Origin of the sequence: Neobacillus phoenicis, assembly GCF_047302305.1 — a bacterium.
GTDB lineage: Bacteria > Bacillota > Bacilli > Bacillales > Cytobacillaceae > Neobacillus.
On sequence record NZ_CP154847.1, the window covers coordinates 3522655 to 3546123 of the forward strand.

Here is a 23469-nt window from a genome sequence, read left to right on the forward strand (position 1 = left end):
AATTTAAAAAGTAATTATCAGAGTGGACCAATTTTTTTCTACTTTTTAGCTATTCTATATAGTCAAAACAGATAAATAATACCCTCATTTTTTGACTACTTTAACTAAACATTAGGAGGAGAACAATGAATAATAAAATAGATGTAAATGAACATCTTACCTTTCATACTGAAACAAGTGAAATCTTCCTGAATAAACAACGGATTATATTAATGGGGGCAGATTCATTGGGAACTTTAAGGAGAGATCTTATTTCTGCCCTCGGTACAGAACGGGCTAAAGGATTTTTGTTACGCTATGGCTGGAATTGTGGAGTTGAAAATGCGGAGAACATGATGACTGCCCTCCCCTTTGAAACAGAATTAGACTGGATTACGATTGGACCAAAAATCCATGCAATGACCGGTCATGTAAATGTCGAGGCTACTGAAATAAATTTTGACCCTAAGACTGGGGATTATTTTGCCGAAGGGTATTGGTATCATTCCTATGAAGCAGAGCAGCATATTAAACATTTTGGATTTCACCACGAGCCCGTTTGTTATACACTGATTGGCCAAGCAGGTGGATATGTTAGTAAGCACTTGGGTCGAAAGGTTATTTTTAAAGAAATTGAATGTATAGGGAAAGGTGACGCACGTTGTCATTGGATTGGAAAACCTTTGGAGGACTGGGGAAAAGAAATACAGAGTGAAACACATTTTTACGTAGAAGAGGATTTAGAATTAGAATTAAATGATGCCTATAAAAGAATCGAAAATCAAAAAGAAATGTTACAGCGGGTGTTAAAAATCAATGAACAGATTTCCAATGTGTTATTAAAAAAGAAAGACCTTCATTCCATCATTTCAATATTAGGCCAACATTTTCAGACGTCAGTTATAGTTGAAGATCAGGATTTTCAATTACTTGCATCCTTCGGCAAATATAAAAACCATGACATAAAACGGTTTATTGACAACCCATTCGGTTTGCAAAAAATCCCTATAAATAACTTAAATAAACATAAAAGAACGAGCCATCTCTCCTTACCTGAACAATTTGGCTGGGCCCATAACCGACTTACGGCACCGATTATGGTTAATAATCAACCCTTGGGTTATCTATCCTTAATTCGTGAGAATGTTGAGTTTGATGAAATTGAGTACATTGCTCTCGAACGAACAGCAACTATCTGTGCAATCCAAATGTTAAATGAAAAAACCGCACTAGAAACAGAGCAAAGAATTAAGGGTGAATTTCTTGATGAATTAATCCGTGGAAATCCCAATGTTGAAGACCTCACCCATCGGATGAAATTTATTGGCCATGATTTAAACCAACCTCACTATCTATTTTTATTTGACTTAAGACATCGTCATGAAATTTATGATGAATTGGAAGAAACAGAATTACTTGAAATAAAAAAGCAAATGGCAGAGAGCATTTATTCGCAAATAAAAAGCTTTGGGCAAAGCTGCCTTGTATCTAGTAAATTAGACCAAATCATTTCTCTCGTTCCATCTGATACCATTGAGAAAGTTAACTTATCTGTTAAGGAATTTGGCAATTTACTTGTTAAGCACCTTGGTAACAGCTATCAGCAAATGAGCATCATTCTAGGGATTAGTTCGCAATGCAAGCATATTAAGCTCTACAAAAGAGGATATGAAGAAGCCAGGAAAGCAATAGAAATTGCCCAATTTAAACAAGAAAAAATTGACGTGGTCGCTTTTGATGAATTAGGTCTAATCGCCAGACTCTGTAATGATAAAAATCTGGCTGAATTGAAAAGCTTTGCCTTAGATATTTTAGAACCTTTAGTCATCTATGATCAAAAAAGTAGTTCAGAGCTTCTGAAGACGCTTTTTTACTATTTTGAAAATCAAGGAAACGTACTTAAAACAGCAAGAAATATGATGCTTTCTGCCGGCTCTATTAAATATCGTATTAAAAGAATTGAAGAAATTACTAGCCTAAATCTGCTACTATCCAAGGATTTTTTTGATGCCCAAGTCGCCTTACAAATCTTAATATTCCTAGGCTTAGTAATAATAAAATAAAGTGTAAATTTTTCTGTTGTTGCATATAGAGCAATTTTTACATATTCCTCCAAATTTGCTGTTGGTATAATTCTAACTATCCAGTTAAATACACACTATTTATTACATGCGTTTGTTGAAAGCGTTATCAAAAGATTAGGGGGAGCTTTATATGCAAACAATTAGTGTATTAAACAAGAGTTATATCAATGGAGAATGGACTGAAGGAAAAAGCAGCCGCTCTATTGATATTTTAAATCCATATGACCGTTCAGTTGTCACTACCGTTCGTTTGGCATCAAGAGAACAGCTTGATGAAACCTTTGAAACGGCAAAAGAAGCACAAAAAGCATGGGGGAAATCAACGGTTGAGGAACGACGTGCTGTGCTTGAAAAGGCAGCTCAATACTTAAAGGATCATCGTGAAGAAATTGTCAATACTATCGTAACAGAAACGGGCGGTACCGTTTTAAAGGCTAATGTTGAACACCACCTTACATTGGAATTTTTAGAGGAATCAATCAAATATGCAGATGAAATTTATAAAGTAAAAGAAATACCAGGGTCTGCGGAAAAATTAAATCATATTTATCGTTTGCCATTAGGGGTCATCTCCTCTATTTCACCATTCAATTTTCCTATGAATCTATCGATGAGAACCATCGCTCCGGCCATTGCATTAGGAAATAGTGTGGTACACAAACCAGATATTCAAGTGGCCCTCTCAGGTGGTTCCTATATTGCAAAAGCATTTGATTATGCCGGCTTGCCAAAGGGTGTCTTGAATGTCGTTTTAACTGATATTGATGAAATAGGAGACGGAATGCTAACGAACCCTATTCCGAAGCTCATCAGTTTCACAGGTTCCTCTGCGGTTGGAAGACATATCGGCGCCATTGCCGGTCAAAACTTAAAGCGTGTCGCTCTTGAATTGGGCGGCAACTGCCCATTTGTGGTCCTATCGGATGCGGATGTGGACCAAGCAGTGAATGCTGCAATCTTTGGAAAGTTTATTCACCAAGGTCAAATTTGTATGATTATTAATAGAATCATTGTTCATCAAGATAAGTATGATGAATTTGTTGAAAAATTTGTTGCTCGTGCGAAGGCTCTTGCATATGGCGATCCAAGTAATCCAAATACGGTCATTGGTCCGTTAGTTAACGAAACACAATTAGTCAAAGCTCTTCAGTACATTGAGGACGCGAAAAAAGAAGGTGCAACTGTTGCCCTAGAAGGAGAACGTGTTGGGAATGTCCTTACGCCATATGTATTTACTAACGTTAATAATTCCAGCAAACTAGCACAAACGGAATTATTTGCTCCTATTGCTACCATCATTAAAGCAGAAACCGATAATGAAGCGATTGAAATAGCTAATGACACTGCCTATGGTTTAAGCTCTGCGATCTTTACCAGCGACTTAGCTCGCGGTGAAGAACTAGCCCTGCAAATCGATAGCGGTATGACACATGTAAATGACCAAACGGTGAATGATGCACCGAATATTCCTTTTGGTGGAAACAAGGCAAGCGGTCTAGGAAGGTTTGGTAATCCGTGGGTTGTTGAAGAATTTACTGTTACGAAATGGGTTTCAGTCCAAACTACTAATCGTCAATATCCTTTTTAATTTGTAAAACAAGGTGGCTTTGAGTCCACCTTGTTTTTATTTTCCTACAATTGTTATGAGTTTTTTTCCTAGACTTATAGTAAGATGATGAGGGAAATACAGTATAGAAAGGATTCATCAAGAATGACATATAAAATGATTGTACTAGATTTAGATGATACATTATTACAGGATGACCACACGATTTCTCCACGTACCAAACAAGCGTTAATGGATGCACAAGAGGCTGGAGTTAAGGTAGTTCTAGCATCTGGGCGTCCAACTTCCGCAATGCTTGATATTGCTGAAGAATTACGTTTAAAAGACTATGGTAGTTTTATTCTATCTTTTAATGGTGCAAAAATTACAAACTGCCAAACGGGTGAAGAGCTGTTTAGCAGTACCCTGTCACCAGAAATGGTTCACAATTTATATGAAGTAAGTCGTAGTGAAGATGTTTGGATTCACACGTATGTTGGTGACTATATTGTGACTGAAGCTGGTAATCAATATACAGATGTGGAAGCTGCTATTACCGGCCTGGAAGTTTTTGAGGTGGATAGCTTTGTAGAGTCTGTTAATGAACCGGTGGTTAAAGTATTAATGCTTGAGGAGCCCGAAAAGCTTGCTATTGTTGAAAAAAAGCTGCAAGAGCAGTTTGCTGGTGAGCTTAGTGTCATGCGCTCGAAGCCGTTCTTTTTAGAGTTTACCGAGGAAGGTGTAACAAAAGGAACAAGCTTAAATCAATTGATTGGTAAGCTTGGGATTACTCGTGAAGAAGTCATTGCTATGGGTGACAGCTATAATGATCTGGCGATGATTGAGTTTGCGGGTCTTGGCGTGGCAATGGGCAACGCGCCTGATGATATTAAGGAAAAAGCGGACTATGTGACCGATACGAATATGAATGATGGGGTTGCGAAGGTTGTTGAGAAGTTTGTCTTGAAGGGTGCCATGCTGGTTTAATCGTTTTATGGTGGTATCTTGGGCAGTTGTTTATGGAAATTGGTATTTTTTTACAAGATTTGTAGAATAACTCGTAAATTTGTAGAATTCCTTCAATTTTGTGTAGAATTATTGCTAATTTATGTAGAATTCCATTGATTTTATGTAGAATTCTTCTAAATTCGTGTAGAATTCTTTCGATTTTATGTAGAATTCCAAAAATCATTTATAAAGAAAATCATAATTTTGTAGATATCTATCATTTTTGTGTAGATATCTACAAAATTCATATAGAAACACCCATCAAAAATCATAAAAAACGCTCAACTTCCTCAAAAAGTTGGGCGTTTTTTACTAAATGTAGCCTAGCCCAAGTCTGTCCCCACTTCCGCTCCCCAAGCATAAGCTATTACAAGTAAAAATAAAAAAGGCGGAGAGAGGTATGGGACTATTCATCAATAAGAATGATCATCCGGATGTTTTTAAAACGAACCACAAACTTAAGGAACCCAATCAAGTTTATTCACGGCGGGATTTCCTTACCGACCTAATGAATGAACAGGAAAAAGCGAATAAAACACTCAAACAGGCTCTGAACAACCTGCATGTTCGTACCATCCATCAAGAGGAAGCACAAGATATACAGTGGAAAAAGGTCGACGATCAGCTAAATGATTTGAAAAACAGCAACCTGCAGCAAAAGGACATGGAAGACCAAATGATGAAAAGTTTGATGTCCATTCATGAAAAAAATGCACAGCTAGAGACCCTGTTAGAAAAGGAATCCGTGTCGAGGTCATCTTTAACGGACCAAGTAAGTCAGTTAAACAAAAGCTATAAGGAAATTGTCAGCAGGTTGGAACGAAATGAAGAAGCCAACCAGCAGCTTGCCTTAAAGATGCAGGAACAATTAGAATTGCAAAAAGAAACGGCGGAAAAAATCACGAAACAAGAGGAATTTCATGGTGGCGTGTTAGAACGGCTGGATACTCAGGAAGCACTACTAGACAAAATTGCACGGCAAGTGAACCATATCCGTTCCATCTTATTTGAACGGACCAATTACCTCGCAGAAAAAATCGATGACGGCTATAAACTCACTTCTTCCTATGTTTACAAATTAATGACTGGCTCGGACCAACCGTTAACGTTCTTCTTATTGAATCATAAAAAGGATGAAAAACAAGAAGAAGGTTCACCGCTAGACTAAGATAGCGGTGAACCTTCTTATTTACTCATTACACTGACGGCCCAATGTTGCCAGCTTGCCCTTGAGTCGTCTCCAACTGCTTAACCCGATAGGCAAAGAAGATACAGGTTATAATTAACACAATCAAGCCCATTACACCTTCACCGTTTTGGATAAAAAGATTCCCCTTTAAGATACCGGTTTCATTTGTATAGATATTCCCCAACACATACGGATTAAATAAATTCCAAGATGCATGAAGCAGAATCACTGGAATGAGACTTCTTGTCTTGAAAAAGATATAAGCAAATGCGAACGAAATCGCAAATGCGGCACCGGCTTGAACAAGCGTTACTAAAGCTGGATTTGGTACATGCTGAACTTTTGCCAGCAAATATACTACCGGTATGTGGAATAGAGCCCATACCACCCCAGTAATAACCGTCGCTTTCATATGGCTATATTTTTCAGCCAAGGAAGGCAATAAATACCCCCTCCAACCTGCCTCCTCACCAAATGCACTTAATAGTGCAGGGATGAATGTGGCAATGACAGTCACCAGTTTTTTCACATCACTTGAAGATAACTCTTTCAAATCACTAATTCCAAAAGACAAATTCAGAACAGCAATTACTAATACAATGACAATAGGATAAAATAACCCAAATATCCAAGAGGATAGCCTAAGCCCCTTTAAAAACCTTACATCTGAAGCCAATTTTAAAGCTGGAATTCTATTAAAAATAATAGCAACAACTAACGGCGCAAACATTACTAGCGCGAAAGACTTTAACGCCTGCTCCTCATTTTGAAAAAGTAAAAGAGTAAATCCCCAGCTTACAATCAATACACTTACACAATACAACAGTGATTTATTTTTCATTTGTTCTCACTTTTCCCCCTTAATCATTACTAATTAAATTATACCTATGAATATTATGGAAAAAAAGGGAATTTGCAACAATCTAATTTTCATCTTTTAAAAATAATTTGGAAATAAAATCCCAAATAAATGACCAAAATATATATGTTGATAAAAATCAAAGGAGGCTGCCTGTGACCAATATATTCGAATCCTTAAAAGACCTTTTTGCACCAATGGCAGACGATGAGAGAAAAAACCCCTTACATATTGGAGAAGTAACCCACTTTTGGCTGTTACTTACCTTAGTAGAAGAAGGTATTATGATTTTTGAGTTAGGGCTAAATACAACAACGGATGATCAATTGATTCATGCCTTTACGAATGGACACCAATCCGCCAAAGACGTAAGCAATCGCTTGCGTACCTTTTTTATAAATGAAGGTATTCCATTACCACCCTCCTCAGAGGATAAACCCAAATCAGATCCGAATGCTGTTCCACTTGGGGTAAAATATACAGATGAAGAGCTAGTAAACCTAGTATCAGCTAAGGTTGCAGCAGAGATTACACTTTTAGGTCAAGGACTAGCTATCTGTGTAAGAAATGATGCCTGCAAGATGTTTTTTGAAATACAATTTGAAATATTTAAGTATGGCTCTTCGCTAAAAAAATTGATGCGTGAACGTGAATGGCTAAAGGTCCCTCCCTATTATTATCCACCAGGTTCGCCGAACTAAACAAAAACCGCTCATGCCAACATCTTCCGGCATAAGCGGTTTTTTTAGTAAATATTAAAATTCACCTTTATTAAAGATATCTGTTAACACAGGAACAATTTGCTTCTTACGAGAAACAACGCCCTTTAGTATCGCAGTGTTATTTGCAAGCGAGACATTGTATGCTTTTTCAACAGCAGCTGCCTTGCTTCCTAATGCTAAACCAACAGAATCATTTGTTAAAATATCTGTTACAACAAACAAGAATAAATCAAGGTTCTTTTCTTCGATAATGGAAGAAATAGACGCTTCTAATTCCGCTTGGCGAGCAAGCACATCAGCCGTGTCAACCACGTTTACTTGCGCGATTTCCACTTTGCTTGAGCCCATTTCAAAGCCTTTTGCGTCAAGGCTTAGAAGTTCAGCGATTGATTTGTCCCGCACATCTGCCCCTGCTTTCAACATTTCAAGTCCGTAGCTTTCCGCATCAACTCCAGCAATTGCAGCAAGTTCACGTGCTGCTGCCACGTCTTCTGGCGTGCAAGTTGGAGATTTGAATAATAAAGAGTCAGAAATAATCGCAGATAACATTAAACCAGCAATCTCAGGCTTAATTTCTTTCCCATTTTCTTTATACATTTTATTCAGAATCGTTGCTGTACATCCAACAGGCTCACAACGGTAGTATAACGGATCACTTGTTTCAAAGTTTGCAATACGGTGATGGTCGATTACTTCTAATACACGAACATCAGTGATATCGTTAGCACTTTGTTGGCGCTCATTGTGGTCAACTAAAATAACGGAGTTAACTTCAGCAGCCACTGCTTCTACTAAACGAGGTGTCTCAGCATTGAATTGAGTAAGAGCATATTGTGTTTCACCATTAATTTGACCTAGGCGAACTGGTTCAACGTCCATGCCTAATTGTTTTTTTAAATCTGCATATGCAATAGCAGAACAAATCGTATCTGTGTCGGGATTTTTATGACCGAAAATAAGTACTTTTTCCATGTTACTACTCCTAATCGTATGAAATTATGTAGGACAAACCCAAACAGATGGGAATGACCCCATCAAAAATTATATATTATTCTGTTAAAGGATTCAAAACAAAAACTGCCCCTCAACACAATATATCCTACATCTCTATAAAAAGGAATCCAAAGAATAACCATTAGCTTCAAAGCTTTGTCTTAAACGTAAAATCGCTCGTGAATGTATTTGAGAGATTCTTCCTTTTGTAAGATTCAAGACTTCTGAAATCTCTACTTGAGTTAATCCCTCATAATATAATAATGAAATGACTAATCTCTCTTTTTCTGGCATTTTATCTATACATGCAGCCATCATTTGCTTGAAATCTGCCATTTGTAACCCTCGATCATGATTGCTAAAGCTATCATCCTTAATCTGATCCATCCGACTTTGTTGTTTCCCATCATCCTCGTTGGAATTCAACGGTTCATTAAGTGATAGCAGAGTGGACACTGATAAGGCAGCCATTGCTTGGTCAACTTCTTCCAGTGGAATGCTCAAATATTGGCTTAGCTCTTCTTCAGAGGGAGACCTCATCAAATTTTGCTCTAACTCCCGAAAAGCACTGTTTAGTTTTTTGGCTTTGTCTCTTAAACCTCGTGGAACCCAGTCCATCTGACGAATACCGTCTAACATGGCACCTTTTATTCTCCATAGGCCGAATGTTTCAAATTGGTATCCCTTTTTATAATCAAATTTCTTTATTGCTTCAAGTAAGCCTATATAACCTAACCCAACTAAGTCCTCTTTCGGAATAATACGTTGTGGGATACTTAGACTCATTCGATTAGCCATTTGCTCTACCAAATACATGTACTGTTTGACCAGTTTTTCCTGTGACCTTGAATCATGATTTTCACGATAGGTCCTCCACAATAAATCGTGTGGTATGCCTTCTTTAATACTTGGATTCAACGTTTATCCCTCCTAGTCTCAGGTTAATCATGTATGGATGGTGTACCTTATTGTCTCAGATTTCTTTATTTTTTCCATTGTGTAAAGCTGTAAGGGGAATCTGCTGGAAAGATGGTGATTCTTCTTCTAATACGGCTTCCCCTAGTACTTCTAGTTCTAAATCGAGATAACTAGCCTCTCCCGTATTTTGAATTTCAATTTGGCTAGTGGCTTTTTTTAAACTCATTTGATTTAAAACAACGCGTAAAATATACCCTAATACAAAGAAGATTACAAAACCTATACTTGCTCTGAACACGGCAGTCTGCCACGTATTGTTCGTAAATGAAAATAAATAGGTAAGGAGGAATGCGGTCAACCCCAGCATTGTATTAACTTTCCAATTTAATACCATAGGATCCTCCTCTTATAATGATTTTCCTTTTGAGAATATTCTTTCTAAGAAACTGCGGATCCCCTTGCTTGACGTATTTAAAGATTCATCAGACTCTGGTAAAAAGGAATAAACAATTTGCTTAATGTTTTTTGAAGCCTCACAATTTGGATAGGACATAAAAAATGGAATTTGAGCTCTCACAGACTGTCGAACATGAACATCTTCCATTAAGAACCCTAATGTCACCAATTTAAATTTCAAAAAACTATTAGACGCATTTTTTATTGCTCTTGATGTATCAACCGCTTCTCGATAGGACTGAGCACGGTTCACCACTAACCTAACAATAGGAGTTTGTTTCGTGAACTGCATGACAGTTTTCAGTACAGCATAGGAATCAGCAATGGCTGTTGGTTCAGGAGTGGTAACCAAAATTGTTTCATCTGAAGCCAAAATAAAATCTACAAGCTCTCTTGAGATCCCTGCACCAGTATCTAGTAAAATAAAATCAGCATAGGTTTGAAGTTCCTGAATTTGACTCCAAAAGTACGCTAATGTATTGGGATCTAATTCCATAAGATCTTGAATCTCAAGACCACCTGAAATATAATCTATACCAGCCGTTCCCTTTTCTAACACATCCCATATAGATTTTTGCCGATGCAAAACATCCGCTAGACTATTCCGCGCCGTGATTCCCATTAGGATATTAATATTTGCAGTGGATAAATCTAAATCCAGCACGACCACTTTTTTCCCAACTGCATTTAAACCTAACGCAAAGTTTAGAGTGAAATTTGATTTTCCAACTCCACCCTTTCCGCTCGTAATCGTAATTACACGTGCAGAATGTTGTTCTTCCTGCTGTACATTAAATCGATGCATATATTCTCTTAGACTTTGTGCTTGATCCATTTTATTTTTCCTTTCCTAATAAGTATCTAGCAAGCATTGTCGCATCGACAGTCGTTATGTCCTCAGGTACACTTTGTCCATTCGTGATGTACGATAATTGATAAGGATATTTATAGGCTATATTTAGAATCGAACCATAGCTGGAGGTTTCATCAAATTTTGTTAGGATCAGTTTTTGAATAGGACTTTCTAAAAACTCATTCAACAATATTTCCATATCTTCAAACTTCGTTGTCATACTTAATACTAGATAATTGTCACTCTCAAGAGGATGATTTAAAAATTGATTAATTGATTCACGGTATTCCACTTCTTTATAATTCCGGCCCGTGGTATCCATATAGATTAGGTCATAATGTTCCAGTTTTTTAAGAGCAGTACCTAGTTCATCTGCCGTACGAACGACTTCAACAGGAACATTTAAAATACCAGCATATGTTTTTAGCTGTTCTACAGCGGCAATCCGATACACATCAGTCGTGATCATTGCTACTCTACGCTTTTGTTTTAATACCTGCTCCGTAGCAAGTTTTGCAATAGAAGTTGTTTTTCCCACGCCCGTTGGTCCGATTACATTGATCATCCGTGTTCGTTCATGAATCATATTTGACACGGGTAATTTCTTTTCAATCATTCCTGTGATAATGGTAAGGAGTTCCTTCTCCATGATGTCCTCACTTAAATCAACAATTGACTCATACTTTAATAGGATACGATTTATGATTTCCGAAACTACTTCCTCTTCAACACCTTGCTTTTTTAATCTAGTTATCCATTTTGACATCCCCGCAGGTAAAGCATCTTCCTGTTGGCCATTCATCATAAAGGTCATCATCATTTTTTTCATTTGCAGCAGTTCATCAAGCAAAGGCCCTTCATTTTCAAAAGATTTACTAGAAGATGAAATCTTTCTTTCAGCTTCCGAGGACTTAATTGGTGTTTGTGCTTCTGTCTTTTCTGATCCGCCAGTGGTTTTTGAATAATAATTATATAACCCTTGAGGATTCTTGTGGAAACCAGATGGTTTCCCTTCTTCCCCTTCAGTTTTACTTTCATACTTATTTATATTTGGAAGCGGTTTTTCTGGCTTATCCTTTATTTCTAGAGAAAATTTGGGGTCGACACTAGGGCTTTCCTTTTCTATAGAATAAGCCGTTACTTCAAATTTTTGTTTTGCGAACAGGCCGAAAACTCCACCTTTTTTGACCGTTCTGGTATTGACGATTATCGCATTTTCACCTAATTGCTGTCGTACCATTTTTAAAGCTAGTGGCATAGAATCTGCAACGATTTTTTTTGTTTTCATATATTCACCACTCCTATACTTTGGATCTCAATATTAGGTTCCAGTTCCGTATAAGCGAGAACAGGCACGGTTGGCATAATTTTATCGACAAATTGTTTTAAATACATCCGAATGTTTGGAGAAGTTAGGAATATAGGAAGGCCTCCGGCTTTCACCACCCGGTCAATTTGTTCCTGTAAAACTTCCGTTATCCTTCTTGAGGTCTGTGGATCTATGGAAAGATAATAACCTCCTGCTTCCGTTTGCTGAATACAATCCGAAATCCCTTTTTCTAATGTTGCCCCAGCTGTTAAAACATTAATAATTCCGTTCTCTGAGTACTGCTCAGTAATTTGTCGTGTTAAGGACTGACGAACATATTCTGTTAACACTCTTGGTTCTTTTGTATAAACAGCGTAATCAGCAAGAGTTTCAAAGATAGCCGCTAAATCTCGAATAGATATTTGCTCTCGTAAAAGGTTCTGTAATACCTTCTGAATATCTCCGGTTGATAGTAAGTTAGGTACCAGTTCGTCAACCAAATTAGGATGAGTTGTTTTTAAGTTTTCGACTAACTCCTTTGTTTCTTCTCTTCGAAGTAGTTGGTACGCATATTGTTTTAATACCTCAGTTAAATGAGTGGCAATCACGGATGGAGGATCCACAATCATATAACCCATTAGCTCGGCCATTTGTTTTGCTTCCAAGCTAACCCATTTTGCTGGAAGGCCAAATGCTGGCTCAATTACCTGTATTCCGTCCAGTGCATCGTCTTCTGCTCCTTGATTCATTGCTAGGAAATGATCCAGGTATACCTCACCTTCCGCAATGCGATTTCCACGGAATTTAAGAACATATTGGTTCGGAGTTAATTGCAAATTATCTCGAATCCGAATAGTAGGAATGACCAATCCTAATTCAATTGCAAATTGCCTACGTATCATGACGATTCTATCAAGAATGTCTCCACCCTGTTTTTGATCTGCTAATGGAATTAATCCGTATCCAATTTCAAGCTCGAGTGTATCAAGTTGAAGCAATGAAATTACTTTTTCTGGATTGCTTATGTCGTCTTCCATTGCTTCCATTTCAACTTGCTCATTTAGAATTTCTTCTTTTTGTGCATTCTTTTGCATGGTATAAGCACTAAACGCCAATAAACCAGCCACAGGTATTGTAAGGATAAGACCTATTGGAGTAAATAACCCAAGCATAAAAATAGTTCCCGCAACAATATAGAGAAGTTTAGGGTAATTAAAAATTTGCTTCATAATATCTGATCCCAAGCTGCCATCAGTAGCAGCACGGGTTACTGTGATACCAGTTGCGGTAGAAATAAGTAATGCTGGTACTTGGCTGACTAATCCGTCACCGACAGACAACAGAGTAAAAGTGCTTGCCGCCTCTGCAAATCCCATTCCATGAATAGCCATTCCAATGATAAATCCACCAATAACATTGATCATCAGGATAATTATACCAGCAATGGCATCTCCTTTAACAAACTTACTTGCACCGTCCATTGCACCGTAAAAATCAGATTCCTGCTCAATTTTTCTACGTCGTGCACGTGCATCCTGTTCGCTAATTAACCCCGCATTCATATCAGCATCAATACTCATCTGCTTACCAGGCATCGCATCCAATGTAAATCGAGCGGCAACTTCGGCAACCCTTTCGGAACCTTTCGTAATAACAATGAATTGAATAACGACAAGTATTAAAAACACAATAAAACCAATAACAGGATTCCCACCTATTACAAAGGAACCGAAGGTCTCGATTACTTTCCCGCCATCCGCCTTTGATAGAATGGAACGTGTGGTTGATACATTAAGTGCTAAACGAAATAAAGTTGTTATTAATAAAGCTGTTGGAAATATGGAAAAATCCAATGGTTCCTTTGTATTCATTGCCACCAGCAAAATCATCAATGAGACACAGATGTTGAAGATTAATAGAAAATCCAATAGTATTGTTGGCAGTGGGATAATCATCATCGTAACAATCAAAATAACAACGATGAAAACGGAAAGCTCTTTTATTTTCATGCCATCATCCCCTTATGCCGACCTTCTTGATAGTATACATACGCTAAAATCTCCCCCACTGCATTAAACAATTCTTCTGGTATTGGCTGTCCAATTTCTACCGAAGCAAAAAGAGCACGAGCCAAAGGCTTATTTTCAACGGTCATAATCTTGTTTTCTTTCGCAATTTCTTTGATTTTTAAAGCAATGTGATCTTTTCCTTTTGCAATCACTTCAGGGGCAGCCATTGTCTCGAAATCATATTTTATAGCCACAGCGAAGTGTGTCGGATTAGTAATAACGACATCAGCCTTAGGCAGTTCTTGCATCATTCGATTCATGGATAATTGTTGCTGCATCGCTCGCCTCTTCCCTTTAATTAAAGGGTCACCTTCCGACTTCTTATGTTCATCCTTTATATCCTGTTTGGACATTCGAATTTTCTTTTCATGCTCAAACCACTTATAGAAATAATCTGCAGCTGCTAACACTATTAAACAAGCAGCAATCGTTATTCCAATTTGTACCGTTAGCGAGCCAATGAATCTAGCGGATTCATAAAGATTTTTTTCACCTATTGAAAATAATTCGTCTTTTTGTTTCCAAATCAATATATATACAATACTTGAGGTAATAACGATTTTTAAAATGGATTTAATTAATTCGACAACTGCCCTGAGGGAAAAAATCTGTTTCGCCCCTTCGAGCGGATTCAGCTTACCTAAGTTCATTTTTAACGATTCAATATTGAACATAAATCCTACTTGCATGTAGTTTGCAACTACACCGGCAACAAGTACCACACCAAAAATGGGAGCAACTAATTTGGTAACATCCAACAGTAATTGATTAAATAAGAGCTGTGTACTAGAAATTGATAAATCCCAAAGCAAGTACTCTTGAAAACTATGCCGATATATGTTTAGGCAACCTTCAATAAAACTTTTTCCACCAATCATAAAAAACGAGAAGCTAAGAAGCAGTGTAAGAGCTGATGATACCTCCGGACTTTTCGCGATCTGCCCTTTTTTCCTAACCTCCCGCCGTTTAGTTGGCGTGGCTTTTTCCGTCTTTTCCCCAGAAAATAGTTGCAAATCTAAACGAAGAAGCATCCTCCTTACACCCCCATTATCTTCAGAATAGAATTCATGGATCCAAACATGTTTTCAAAAAGGATTTTTAATAAATAGAAGAAACTAGGCAATACAAAAATATAAATTAAAAAATGAATCAATATTTTCATTGGCGGAAACACTGCAAACAGGTTCATCTGGGGCACGGTTCTTGCAATAATCCCCAAGGCAACATCCACAACAAATAAAGTTCCGATGATAGGTGCTGCCATCATAAAGCCGATTAAAAACATTTGTTGGAGCGTTTCTAGTAAAAAAGTAGCTATCCTGCCGTCTGTAAATGCAGGAACAGTTGCTTTGAGTGAAATCCAATCAAAACTTGCTAGTATTCCTTGAATAAGTAAATGATGACCATTAGTAGTCAGTAACACTAAAAGAGCAAGAGTGTTTTGCATGCGGCCTGATAGTTGAGAACTTGTCCCAAACGTTGGGTCAAAAAGACTTGCCATGGAAAAGCCAATAAGTACATCCATTATAGATCCAGCCATTTGCACAGCATAGAAGAGGATATTTCCTACCATTCCAAATACGATCCCTACCAAAAACTCTTTAAGTATTAATAGGGCAATCGTTGATTCTGAAAATGAATCAATGGGGTCCTTTACTATCCCCACACAAAGGATACTTAGAAAAACACTAAAACCAATTTTATATTGCGCCGGTATTTGACGCCCTGAAAATAATGGCGCTGTTACCATAAATGTCGTAATGCGTACAAAAATCAGTAAAAAAGTCCACAAAGTTGATGCATCTATATTCATCATTTACCCCACGAATTGAGAAAGATTTCCCAATAAGTTTTGTGTAAAATCTACCACATGACGCAGCATCCATGGTCCAAAAAATAGGATAGAAAGAAAGACTGCAACAATCTTTGGAACGAACGCCAGCGTTTGTTCCTGAATTTGTGTGGTAGCTTGAAAAATACTAACCAATAACCCTACAATTAATGCAATACCGGCAACTGGTGCAATAACAATAAGTATGGTATAAATCGCTTCTTGAGCAATTCGTAAGATTAGTTCAGTGGTCATTAATTACATCCCCTTCTTAAAAACTCACAAGCAGTGATTTAACAATTAAGTGCCAACCATCTACTAATATGAATAATAGAATCTTAAATGGCAGCGAGATCATCACTGGAGGGAGCATCATCATCCCCATTGACATCAAGACACTTGATACAATCATATCGATGACTAAGAAAGGGATAAAAATCATAAATCCCATCTGAAAGGCTGTTTTTAATTCGCTTATTGCATAGGCTGGGACTAATGCAGTTAATGGTATGTCTTTAACTTCATTAGGTTTTTTCATCTTTGCATAATCCATAAACAGGGAAAGATCTTTCTCACGAGTGTGCTTAGCCATAAATTCCTTCAATGGTTCACTTGCGGACTGAAAGGCTTCTTGCTGCGACATTTTACCAGCAAGAAAGGGCTGTAATGCATTATGATTCATTTCTGAAAAAGTTGGTCCCATAATAAAAAACGTCATAAACAGCGACAAACCAATTAAAACTTGATTTGGTGGTATTTGTTGAGTGCCCAAAGCATTCCTAACGAACCCAAACACAACAATTATTCGAGTAAAACTAGTCATTAAAATTAGAAAAGCAGGTGCGATTGATAAAACCGTAATTAGTAAAATAATGCGCATAGTGTTTGAAACTTGATCTGGATCGTCGGTTCCAGAACCTAAATCAATTCCCGGTAATATGGTTCCTGTAGGGCTAGCTGCATGTGCTACTGAAATGAAACCCAGTGTTAGAAGTGGAACTAGAATAGCTAATTTTCGTTTCATCGTTCCTACTCCTCTCCATTTTCTTGGTGCATTTTTTGCAGATGTGTACGAAAAACTGTATTCCATATTTTATTTGAATCTTTCGGGATCCATTTCGGGGTAGATCCTTCCGCTTGATTTTCATAACTTTCTAGTAAAAGCTGATACTCTTCCCCTTGAGTAATTGTTCGGATCAACGTAACGTCTTCACCAACTCCTACAATATAAATGGTCTTACCAATTAGTAACACCTGTAGAGAACGATTGTTACCTAGCATGTGACCGCCAATTGGAAGGACAGGTCCATTCGATTGCAGCGTACGTCCTTTTTTGGATAAAAAACGAAGTAAAATATATAATAATGCAATGACCAAAAGAAATGAGAAAATAAATTTTATAAGTAAGGGGAATAAAGAAGTTGATTGACTATCCACGGCTTTAGTCGACGTTGTAGTCGATTTTTTCTCACCCTTCTGGATAGAATCATAGACGGAAGGCTCGCCGCCGGAAGTTGAACCTGCGGCAAAAGTTGTAGATTGAACTGAAAATAAATAAATAAACATAACAAAAAAAAGAATCGTGCGTTTCATTGTTTTCTCCTTCCTTGGAGTACATTTCTAATTGTTTAAATCTGCCGTAATTTTTGCTGCTAATTTCGCATCTACCTTGGCAATTTCCGTTAATATTTGGCCTCTTGTACTATTGCTGATTTTTTTCATTAAATCCATAGCCACGATCGAGTTTGTTCCCATCATGGATTGAATAATGATTGCTGATTGAGCAGCTGGCATTCCAGCAATGGTTTCAGATAAAGTTTCAGAGGGATTTTCTTGCTTTAAGGCAAGTTCGTGCACTTGTTCTGTTAGAGCAGTTGAATCTGTTTCATTTAGCGTAGAGATTTCTTTAATCAACATGGTTATTTGAGCAGCCTTCTTTGGATCCTTCATCCCACCAAGGATACTACTTTGATGGTCCTGGTCTAGCATCATGATTGTTAGGGAAGCTTCTTCAAGCGGCATCGCTTCGAAGATTGCTGCAGCCTTGGATGCAGACATATTTTCATAAATGCCTGCTACTTGTTTCAGTTGATCCTGAGTTTTTTGTGCTTGTTTCTCTTTTAACTGTTTTTGCAGTTCATCATTAATCTTTTTTTGATCCTCCAAGCTTTTTTGATTGGAGCTTAAATCTTTTTTTAAGTTTGATATTTTTTGATTCATTTCTTTGACTGTCGTTTCACTTTTTAAGTACATTTTTTTCCATTCATCAGTATCATCCGTATTTTCTGCCTCTACAGGAGTAGGATCCGCAATTAGCTGATTCATGATAGGTACTCGATTTCCCCATTCTTTGAATGTATCACCCACTGAAAAACCCATAAACTTTAAAAGAAATGCTACTAAGACAATTGTAAAAATTAAGGGTAGGATCCCTATATAAAAAATGGTTCCTAGTTTTGAACGCCGATTCTCTTCCATTGTTCCTCTCCTCATACCCTTCGGGAATAGCGAAGGATGGCCATCTCATCCAACATGGCTTGTTCTTGTCGATCCATTTGTTTTTGAAAAGCTTCCTTTGATTTCGTTTTCCATTGGTTCCACATTTTGGCTTCCTGTGTACGTTCAATCAGTAATTGATGTTTTTGTTCAACTTCCTGATGGATGATTTGCGATTGATTCTCTAATTGCTTCATTTGTAGGTTCACATATTCAAGCTCTCGTTGAACTTCTAAAATCTCCCATACAGTTTTACGATGGACTTGGTTATATTGGTCTAATACCTGATCCTTAACCAATTCCAACCCTTCCATTTGTTCTTCGAGCTTCGATTGTTGAAGTTTAACCGTGCCATATTCTTGATGAGCTATTTCTTTCTCGTTTTCTTTAAAATCTAGTACTTTTTGAAAAGAAAAGGTAAATTTCATCGCATAATCGCTCCAAATTGAGAAGTTAAAAAGGATTCTGCATCCTCTAGACTAGAAGTTTCATAGATTCCTTGTCGTAAGAATTGATCCATATGTGGCTTCAAGCGCATCGCTAAATCAATTTCACGGTTGGAGCCTTTTTTATATGCTCCAATATTAATTAAATCTTCTGCCTGATTATAGGAAGCTAATAAATTCCTAAAATTCCTTGCTGCCTTTAGGTGTTCATCGCTGGTAATTTCAGTCATTACCCTGCTGACACTGTTTAACACATCAATTGAAGGGAATATCCCTTTTGCACCAATAGCACGGTTGAGGACTATATGCCCATCTAATATCCCTCTTACTGCATCTGCTATTGGTTCATTCATATCATCTCCATCCACAAGAACAGTATAGATGGCTGATATGGTTCCTCTAGGTCCAGTTCCAGCACGTTCTAATAGCTGTGGAAGCATGGCAAATACGGAAGGAGTATACCCCTTGGTCGTAGGCGGTTCTCCGATGGCCAGTCCAATTTCCCTCTGTGCCATGGCAAAGCGTGTAACAGAATCCATCACGAGCATAACGTCCATCCCCTGGTCTCGGAAATATTCTGCAATGGAAGTCGCAATCATGGCGCCTTTAATTCGAATAAGTGCGGGTTGATCCGAAGTCGCAACAATAACAACTGATTTTTTCAACCCTTCTTCACCAAGGTTTTGTTCAATAAAATCAAGTACTTCACGACCCCTCTCACCAATTAAGGCGATAACATTTACGTCGGCCGTGGTATTTCTAGATATCATTCCAAGTAGAGTACTTTTACCGACACCACTGCCGGCAAAGATCCCCATTCTTTGCCCTTTTCCCATGGTTAACAAACCATCAATCGTCCGTACACCCACACCTAATGATGAATGAATCCTTGGTCTATTTAGGGGATTTGGGGGAATGGCATGTGTAGGAACTTCCTCTAATCCTACTGGCAATGGCTTGCCATCCATTGGCTGGCCCAATCCATCTAATATACGACCAAGTAAATGACGACCTGCTTTTACAGTCATTTGCTTACCGCTGGCAACTACATCACAGCCTGGACCTATGGACCGTACTTCTCCAAGTGGCATCAGAAGGACCTTATTCTCCCTAATACCTACAACTTCTGCTTGGATAGGGATTTGTGAATTAGTTGGATAAATGGAACATAGCTCACCTATTTTTACATCAGGTCCTTGAGATTCAATGGTAAGTCCGATAATTTGTGTTATTTTCCCATTAACTCTAACCGGATCAACGCTGCGAATAAGCTTAGCATAGTTTTCAACTGATAAAACCACTTTCAGGGTCCCTCACTTCTAAAATAACCTTTTTGATTTCCTCTATTTGAGTATCAATACGAGCATCCACACTACCGTAAGCTGTTCTAATAATACATCCCTTAGAAGTAACAGAATGATCCGGAATGATTTTAATTTCTGTTTCACCATTTACAACGGCTATAAGATGAGATCGTTGTGCTTGAATAAAATCAAAATCGTCAGGGTGAACACAAACAGTAATAAATTCTTTTTCCTTAAAGCGAAGAATGTGTTCCTTAATTAACTCAACAAACTGTTCTGGGTTACTCTCGAGTTCTTTCTTTATTATATGAGTAGCAATAACCGTGCTTAACTCTAGTAAAAAAGGCTCAGCTTCGGAAATGATGGAGGCTTTTTGTTCATAAGCCTGTTCCAGCAAGGTTTGTATCTGTTCTATTTTCCCTTGATACTCACTGGAAACTTCCTCTATAGCTTCTTGCTTCCCCTGGGCATATCCATCGTGATACCCCTTATGTTCTGCTTCTCGAGATAATTCCTCTAGTTGTCTTTGGTTTTCTTCCCACCACTGGCTAATTCTTTCCTCGGTAGCTTTCTCAAGTGATCGAGCTTTTCCCTCAGCTCTTTCAATAATTAATTTTGCTTGAGATTCGGCTTCTTGGATAATTTGATGGGCATTTGAATGCGTAATTGCTTCATCCATTTCTTGATTTTGGGAGGAATTCACATCAGTATCCTTCGGGTTAAACATCACCTGAGGCTGTAGAATTACCTTTTTACCTTCCATTAAGGAGAGATGGGATGACTTAAATACTTTAGAATAAGACTTCATCAGCCCCACCTCGAGCAATGACTAACTCTCCGGAATCTTCTAAGCGGCGGATAATGGAAACAATTCTTCCCTGTGCTTCTTCCACATCCTTGACTCTAACTGGCCCAAGATATTGCATTTCTTCTTCGAAAGTTTGAACCATCCTTGAGGACATATTTTCGAAAATAACCTTTTTGACTTCTGGACTTGATGCCTTTAAAGATAGGAGTAAATCTTGATTTTCCACTTCCTGTATAATCCGTTGAATGGCACGGCTGTCCAGTGTAATAATATCTTCGAAGATAAACATCCGTTTCTTGATCTCTTCTACCAGATCCTGATCTTTCATTTCCAGCTGTTCTAGAATACTCTTTTCAGTTGCTCGGTCTACCCCATTTAGGATGCTGACAATTGATTCAATACCACCTACAACAGTAAAGTCATGGCGAATGGTAGTAGCGAGTTTTTGTTCTAGAATCGTTTCTACTTCTTTAATGACCTCTGGTGACGTCTGTTCCAAGACAGCTATTCTCCTTGCCACATCAGATTGTAGTTCTTCAGGCAATGATGAAAGAATCATAGATGATTGCTGCGGTTCTAAATGAGCAAGTACTAATGCAATAGTTTGTGGGTGCTCATTTTGAAGGAAATGATAAATTTGCATCGCATCCACTCGACGGGCAAAGTCGAATGGCTTAACTTGAAGCTGTGTTGTTAATCGGTAGATAATCTCTTGGGCACGATCTTTCCCTAGGGCTGACTCTAATACATCCTGCGCATAGCTAATACCACCCATTTGAAGAAAATCTTGAGCAATGCACATTTCATGAAATTCTTTTAAAACTTCTTCCTTTTCTTTAGCATCAACCTTCTGTATATTCGCAATCGCGAGGGTTATTTGATCGATTTCTTCTTCAGGCAAATGTTTGAATACTTTTGCGGAAGCCTCCTTTCCCATTGCAATAAGCAAAATCGCTACTTTTTGTTTTCCACTCAACTTTAATGCTGTTGCCATGGGAATTAAACCTCCTCTTCATGGATCCATGTTCTAATAACTTTTGAAAAATCTTCCGGTCTTTGTTCTAGCAGTTTTCTTAATTGACTTTCCACACTCATGTCTTGTTCTGCAAAATAATCTGCATCTTTAACAGGTGCTGATTTCTCCACTTCTTCTTCTAATTCCACTTGTTTTTGTCCTTTGCGGCGAAGGACCCACCATATTAATCCGCCCAGCAAAAGGACACCCGCAGCTGCAGCAGCACCAATCCATATCCAATTTTTTGTTGTTACACTTGCACTAGGCGTATTCTTTGCAAATGCATGAGGAAAAACAGTAATCCGCTGGTCAATTTCTTTTTGACTTAAATCCGGATGACCAAGTGCTGTCCGAACGGTATTAGCAACGATGTTTCTAATATTATCTTGAGTTGCTTTTGATAGTGTATTGGACTTTATCGAATCAGGTTCAACACCAACATTGATTGTAATATCATCTATTTGATAAGGGCTTTTTATGATTTCATTATTAATTCGGTTGACTTCATAATTCACCCTATTTTCTGATTCTTCATAATTACTGTCTCCACTTGATTCAGTACCAACATATCCAGGGACATCCGTTTCACCTGTTCCAACCACGCCACCTGGATTAGAACCCCCTGCACCAGAGTAAGTTTTGGAGGTTTTCTCGGAGCTAATAGCAATTCCACTATTATTTCCATCTGTAGGCTTTACTAGCTTTTCTTCAGTTTTCACTTTATCAAAATTCATTTTAACAAACGTATGCACGAACACTTTGTCTGTTCCTAAAATGTTTCCTAGTAAACTTTGAAGATTTTGCTGAATATCTCTTTCAACATTTTGTTGAATTTTGCGCTGTTCATCATACTTATCGAGCGGCTGGTCCTCATTATCAGCATCTTGCAAGGCTAGTGTCTCACTGTACTGGTTCATAATCGTGATATTTTCTACTGGTAGATTCGGTACACTACGAGAAACCAATGTATAAAGAGCTCTTATTTGTTGTGAACTTAGCTTCGTGCCAGGTTCTACCTCTACCATTACTGAAGCGCTCGCTTTTTGTTCATCACCTTCACGGATAAATACGGAGTTTTCAGGCAAAGTAACAAGTACCTCAGCATTCTTGATCCCATCCACATGTTTAATCACTTCAGCTACTTGATTTTGCATGGCTTCACGCTCTAAAATGTCATATTGCCTGTCAGTAGCACCAAATGAAAGATTTTGACCAAAGATATCATAATTAATTTTATTGTCTTTAGGATATCCCTTTGAAGCGAGACTAACTAGTAAGTCAGGTGCATCCTTTTGTGGAACTTGAATGCTTGTTCCCGTTTCAGAGAGCTTATATTCTGTATAGCCTTGTTTATCCAATTCCGCTTTAATGTCTCCTACTTCCCGTTGAGACAACTGACCCGTGTATAAGGGCACATATTGAGGTCGTGACGCAAAAAAGATAAAGGTAGAAAGGGCGACTAAAAGAAATAAAAATATCCCTATGATGAGTCCTTTTTGTTTTGAGCTTTTTGACCTCCAGTAATTGCCGAAGAGCTCTCCTGTTTGTTTAAGTTGATCTGTCCATGATCGATTCATTTCTCAC

23 protein-coding genes are annotated in these 23469 nt (G+C 37.9%); 5 read left to right on the forward strand and 18 right to left on the reverse strand.

Features of this window, described 5'->3' with window-relative positions; translation table 11 throughout:
- Window positions 1-125 precede the first annotated feature (125 nt).
- From AA0X95_RS18230 to AA0X95_RS18245, 4 genes are all read left to right on the forward strand, one after another.
- Entirely contained in the window at window positions 126-2042 is a 1917-nt protein-coding gene (locus AA0X95_RS18230) for a XylR N-terminal domain-containing protein (protein ID WP_413300310.1), read from the forward strand.
- A 151-nt stretch (window positions 2043-2193) separates the two neighbouring features.
- A complete protein-coding gene (locus tag AA0X95_RS18235; RefSeq protein WP_413300312.1) occupies window positions 2194-3651 on the forward strand; it encodes an aldehyde dehydrogenase family protein in 1458 nt (485 codons plus the stop codon).
- 123 nt (window positions 3652-3774) lie between these two features.
- On the forward strand, window positions 3775-4596 hold the full coding sequence (locus AA0X95_RS18240; RefSeq protein WP_413300314.1) for a Cof-type HAD-IIB family hydrolase: 822 nt from the start codon (window positions 3775-3777) through the stop codon (window positions 4594-4596).
- Between the two features lie 421 nt (window positions 4597-5017).
- Window positions 5018-5785, forward strand: a complete 768-nt coding sequence (locus AA0X95_RS18245; protein WP_413300316.1) for a hypothetical protein — start codon at window positions 5018-5020, stop codon at window positions 5783-5785.
- Between the two features lie 28 nt (window positions 5786-5813).
- Here the strand turns inward: AA0X95_RS18245 and AA0X95_RS18250 are convergent, their stop codons facing one another.
- The gene (locus AA0X95_RS18250; RefSeq protein ID WP_413300318.1) at window positions 5814-6647 is read right to left on the reverse strand and encodes a CPBP family intramembrane glutamic endopeptidase; all 834 of its coding nucleotides are present in this window, start codon (window positions 6645-6647) and stop codon (window positions 5814-5816) included.
- Between the two features lie 173 nt (window positions 6648-6820).
- Here AA0X95_RS18250 and AA0X95_RS18255 point away from each other — a divergent pair, with 173 nt between their 5' ends.
- Window positions 6821-7366 carry a DUF3231 family protein gene (locus tag AA0X95_RS18255; protein WP_413300320.1) on the forward strand — a complete coding sequence of 182 codons (546 nt, stop codon included), beginning with the start codon at window positions 6821-6823 and terminating at the stop codon, window positions 7364-7366.
- A 54-nt stretch (window positions 7367-7420) separates the two neighbouring features.
- Here AA0X95_RS18255 and AA0X95_RS18260 read toward each other — a convergent pair whose 3' ends face one another.
- From AA0X95_RS18260 to fliF, 17 genes are all read right to left on the reverse strand, one after another.
- Window positions 7421-8359 carry a manganese-dependent inorganic pyrophosphatase gene (locus tag AA0X95_RS18260; RefSeq protein ID WP_413300322.1) on the reverse strand — a complete coding sequence of 313 codons (939 nt, stop codon included), beginning with the start codon at window positions 8357-8359 and terminating at the stop codon, window positions 7421-7423.
- 135 nt (window positions 8360-8494) lie between these two features.
- Window positions 8495-9298, reverse strand: a complete 804-nt coding sequence (locus AA0X95_RS18265) for a sigma-70 family RNA polymerase sigma factor (RefSeq protein WP_413300324.1) — start codon at window positions 9296-9298, stop codon at window positions 8495-8497.
- A 55-nt stretch (window positions 9299-9353) separates the two neighbouring features.
- Window positions 9354-9692, reverse strand: coding sequence for a hypothetical protein (locus tag AA0X95_RS18270; protein ID WP_413300326.1), 339 nt, complete (start codon window positions 9690-9692; stop codon window positions 9354-9356).
- A gap of 12 nt (window positions 9693-9704) precedes the next feature.
- On the reverse strand, window positions 9705-10589 hold the full coding sequence (locus tag AA0X95_RS18275; RefSeq protein WP_413300328.1) for a MinD/ParA family protein: 885 nt from the start codon (window positions 10587-10589) through the stop codon (window positions 9705-9707).
- A gap of 1 nt (window position 10590) precedes the next feature.
- Window positions 10591-11895: a flagellar biosynthesis protein FlhF gene (gene flhF, locus AA0X95_RS18280; protein WP_413300330.1), complete on the reverse strand. Its 1305-nt coding sequence runs from the start codon at window positions 11893-11895 to the stop codon at window positions 10591-10593.
- Window positions 11892-13925, reverse strand: coding sequence for a flagellar biosynthesis protein FlhA (gene flhA / locus AA0X95_RS18285; RefSeq protein ID WP_413300332.1), 2034 nt, complete (start codon window positions 13923-13925; stop codon window positions 11892-11894). The genes flhF and flhA overlap by 4 nt, the downstream gene beginning before the upstream one ends.
- Entirely contained in the window at window positions 13922-15016 is a 1095-nt protein-coding gene (gene flhB / locus AA0X95_RS18290; RefSeq protein ID WP_413300334.1) for a flagellar biosynthesis protein FlhB, read from the reverse strand. Before flhB ends, flhA begins: the two co-directional genes overlap by 4 nt.
- 5 nt (window positions 15017-15021) lie before the next feature.
- Window positions 15022-15801, reverse strand: coding sequence for a flagellar biosynthetic protein FliR (gene fliR / locus AA0X95_RS18295; protein WP_413300336.1), 780 nt, complete (start codon window positions 15799-15801; stop codon window positions 15022-15024).
- Window positions 15802-16071 (reverse strand): flagellar biosynthesis protein FliQ, encoded by a 270-nt coding sequence (fliQ, locus tag AA0X95_RS18300; RefSeq protein ID WP_309863737.1) that lies wholly within the window; start codon window positions 16069-16071, stop codon window positions 15802-15804.
- Between the two features lie 16 nt (window positions 16072-16087).
- Window positions 16088-16840 (reverse strand): flagellar type III secretion system pore protein FliP, encoded by a 753-nt coding sequence (gene fliP / locus AA0X95_RS18305; protein WP_413300338.1) that lies wholly within the window; start codon window positions 16838-16840, stop codon window positions 16088-16090.
- Window positions 16841-16845: 5 nt separating this feature from the next.
- Complete coding sequence (locus AA0X95_RS18310) at window positions 16846-17409, reverse strand: flagellar biosynthetic protein FliO (protein ID WP_413300340.1); 564 nt, start codon at window positions 17407-17409, stop codon at window positions 16846-16848.
- A 27-nt stretch (window positions 17410-17436) separates the two neighbouring features.
- Window positions 17437-18294, reverse strand: coding sequence for a MotE family protein (locus tag AA0X95_RS18315; RefSeq protein WP_413300342.1), 858 nt, complete (start codon window positions 18292-18294; stop codon window positions 17437-17439).
- An 11-nt stretch (window positions 18295-18305) separates the two neighbouring features.
- Entirely contained in the window at window positions 18306-18740 is a 435-nt protein-coding gene (locus tag AA0X95_RS18320) for a flagellar export protein FliJ (protein ID WP_413300344.1), read from the reverse strand.
- Complete coding sequence (gene fliI / locus AA0X95_RS18325) at window positions 18737-20059, reverse strand: flagellar protein export ATPase FliI (RefSeq protein WP_413300346.1); 1323 nt, start codon at window positions 20057-20059, stop codon at window positions 18737-18739. The genes AA0X95_RS18320 and fliI overlap by 4 nt, the downstream gene beginning before the upstream one ends.
- Entirely contained in the window at window positions 20043-20870 is an 828-nt protein-coding gene (fliH, locus tag AA0X95_RS18330) for a flagellar assembly protein FliH (protein WP_413300348.1), read from the reverse strand. Before fliH ends, fliI begins: the two co-directional genes overlap by 17 nt.
- Window positions 20854-21864: a flagellar motor switch protein FliG gene (fliG, locus tag AA0X95_RS18335; protein ID WP_413300350.1), complete on the reverse strand. Its 1011-nt coding sequence runs from the start codon at window positions 21862-21864 to the stop codon at window positions 20854-20856. The genes fliH and fliG overlap by 17 nt, the downstream gene beginning before the upstream one ends.
- A 5-nt stretch (window positions 21865-21869) precedes the next feature.
- The gene (fliF, locus tag AA0X95_RS18340) at window positions 21870-23462 is read right to left on the reverse strand and encodes a flagellar basal-body MS-ring/collar protein FliF (RefSeq protein WP_413300352.1); all 1593 of its coding nucleotides are present in this window, start codon (window positions 23460-23462) and stop codon (window positions 21870-21872) included.
- Window positions 23463-23469 lie beyond the last annotated feature (7 nt).

Excerpts from the sequence above, each read along its gene's own strand:
- AA0X95_RS18230 (WP_413300310.1), top strand. The coding sequence starts at position 126 with ATGAATAATAAAATAGATGTAAATGAACATCTTACCTTTCATACTGAA.
- AA0X95_RS18235 (WP_413300312.1), top strand. The coding sequence starts at position 2,194 with ATGCAAACAATTAGTGTATTAAACAAGAGTTATATCAATGGAGAATGG.
- AA0X95_RS18240 (WP_413300314.1), top strand. The coding sequence starts at position 3,775 with ATGACATATAAAATGATTGTACTAGATTTAGATGATACATTATTACAG.
- AA0X95_RS18245 (WP_413300316.1), top strand. The coding sequence starts at position 5,018 with ATGGGACTATTCATCAATAAGAATGATCATCCGGATGTTTTTAAAACG.
- AA0X95_RS18250 (WP_413300318.1), bottom strand. The coding sequence starts at position 6,647 with ATGAAAAATAAATCACTGTTGTATTGTGTAAGTGTATTGATTGTAAGC.
- AA0X95_RS18260 (WP_413300322.1), bottom strand. The coding sequence starts at position 8,359 with ATGGAAAAAGTACTTATTTTCGGTCATAAAAATCCCGACACAGATACG.
- AA0X95_RS18270 (WP_413300326.1), bottom strand. The coding sequence starts at position 9,692 with ATGGTATTAAATTGGAAAGTTAATACAATGCTGGGGTTGACCGCATTC.
- AA0X95_RS18275 (WP_413300328.1), bottom strand. The coding sequence starts at position 10,589 with ATGGATCAAGCACAAAGTCTAAGAGAATATATGCATCGATTTAATGTA.
- flhF (WP_413300330.1), bottom strand. The coding sequence starts at position 11,895 with ATGAAAACAAAAAAAATCGTTGCAGATTCTATGCCACTAGCTTTAAAA.
- flhA (WP_413300332.1), bottom strand. The coding sequence starts at position 13,925 with ATGAAAATAAAAGAGCTTTCCGTTTTCATCGTTGTTATTTTGATTGTT.
- flhB (WP_413300334.1), bottom strand. The coding sequence starts at position 15,016 with ATGCTTCTTCGTTTAGATTTGCAACTATTTTCTGGGGAAAAGACGGAA.
- fliR (WP_413300336.1), bottom strand. The coding sequence starts at position 15,801 with ATGATGAATATAGATGCATCAACTTTGTGGACTTTTTTACTGATTTTT.
- fliQ (WP_309863737.1), bottom strand. The coding sequence starts at position 16,071 with ATGACCACTGAACTAATCTTACGAATTGCTCAAGAAGCGATTTATACC.
- fliP (WP_413300338.1), bottom strand. The coding sequence starts at position 16,840 with ATGAAACGAAAATTAGCTATTCTAGTTCCACTTCTAACACTGGGTTTC.
- AA0X95_RS18310 (WP_413300340.1), bottom strand. The coding sequence starts at position 17,409 with ATGAAACGCACGATTCTTTTTTTTGTTATGTTTATTTATTTATTTTCA.
- AA0X95_RS18315 (WP_413300342.1), bottom strand. The coding sequence starts at position 18,294 with ATGGAAGAGAATCGGCGTTCAAAACTAGGAACCATTTTTTATATAGGG.
- AA0X95_RS18320 (WP_413300344.1), bottom strand. The coding sequence starts at position 18,740 with ATGAAATTTACCTTTTCTTTTCAAAAAGTACTAGATTTTAAAGAAAAC.
- fliH (WP_413300348.1), bottom strand. The coding sequence starts at position 20,870 with ATGAAGTCTTATTCTAAAGTATTTAAGTCATCCCATCTCTCCTTAATG.
- fliG (WP_413300350.1), bottom strand. The coding sequence starts at position 21,864 with ATGGCAACAGCATTAAAGTTGAGTGGAAAACAAAAAGTAGCGATTTTG.
- fliF (WP_413300352.1), bottom strand. The coding sequence starts at position 23,462 with ATGAATCGATCATGGACAGATCAACTTAAACAAACAGGAGAGCTCTTC.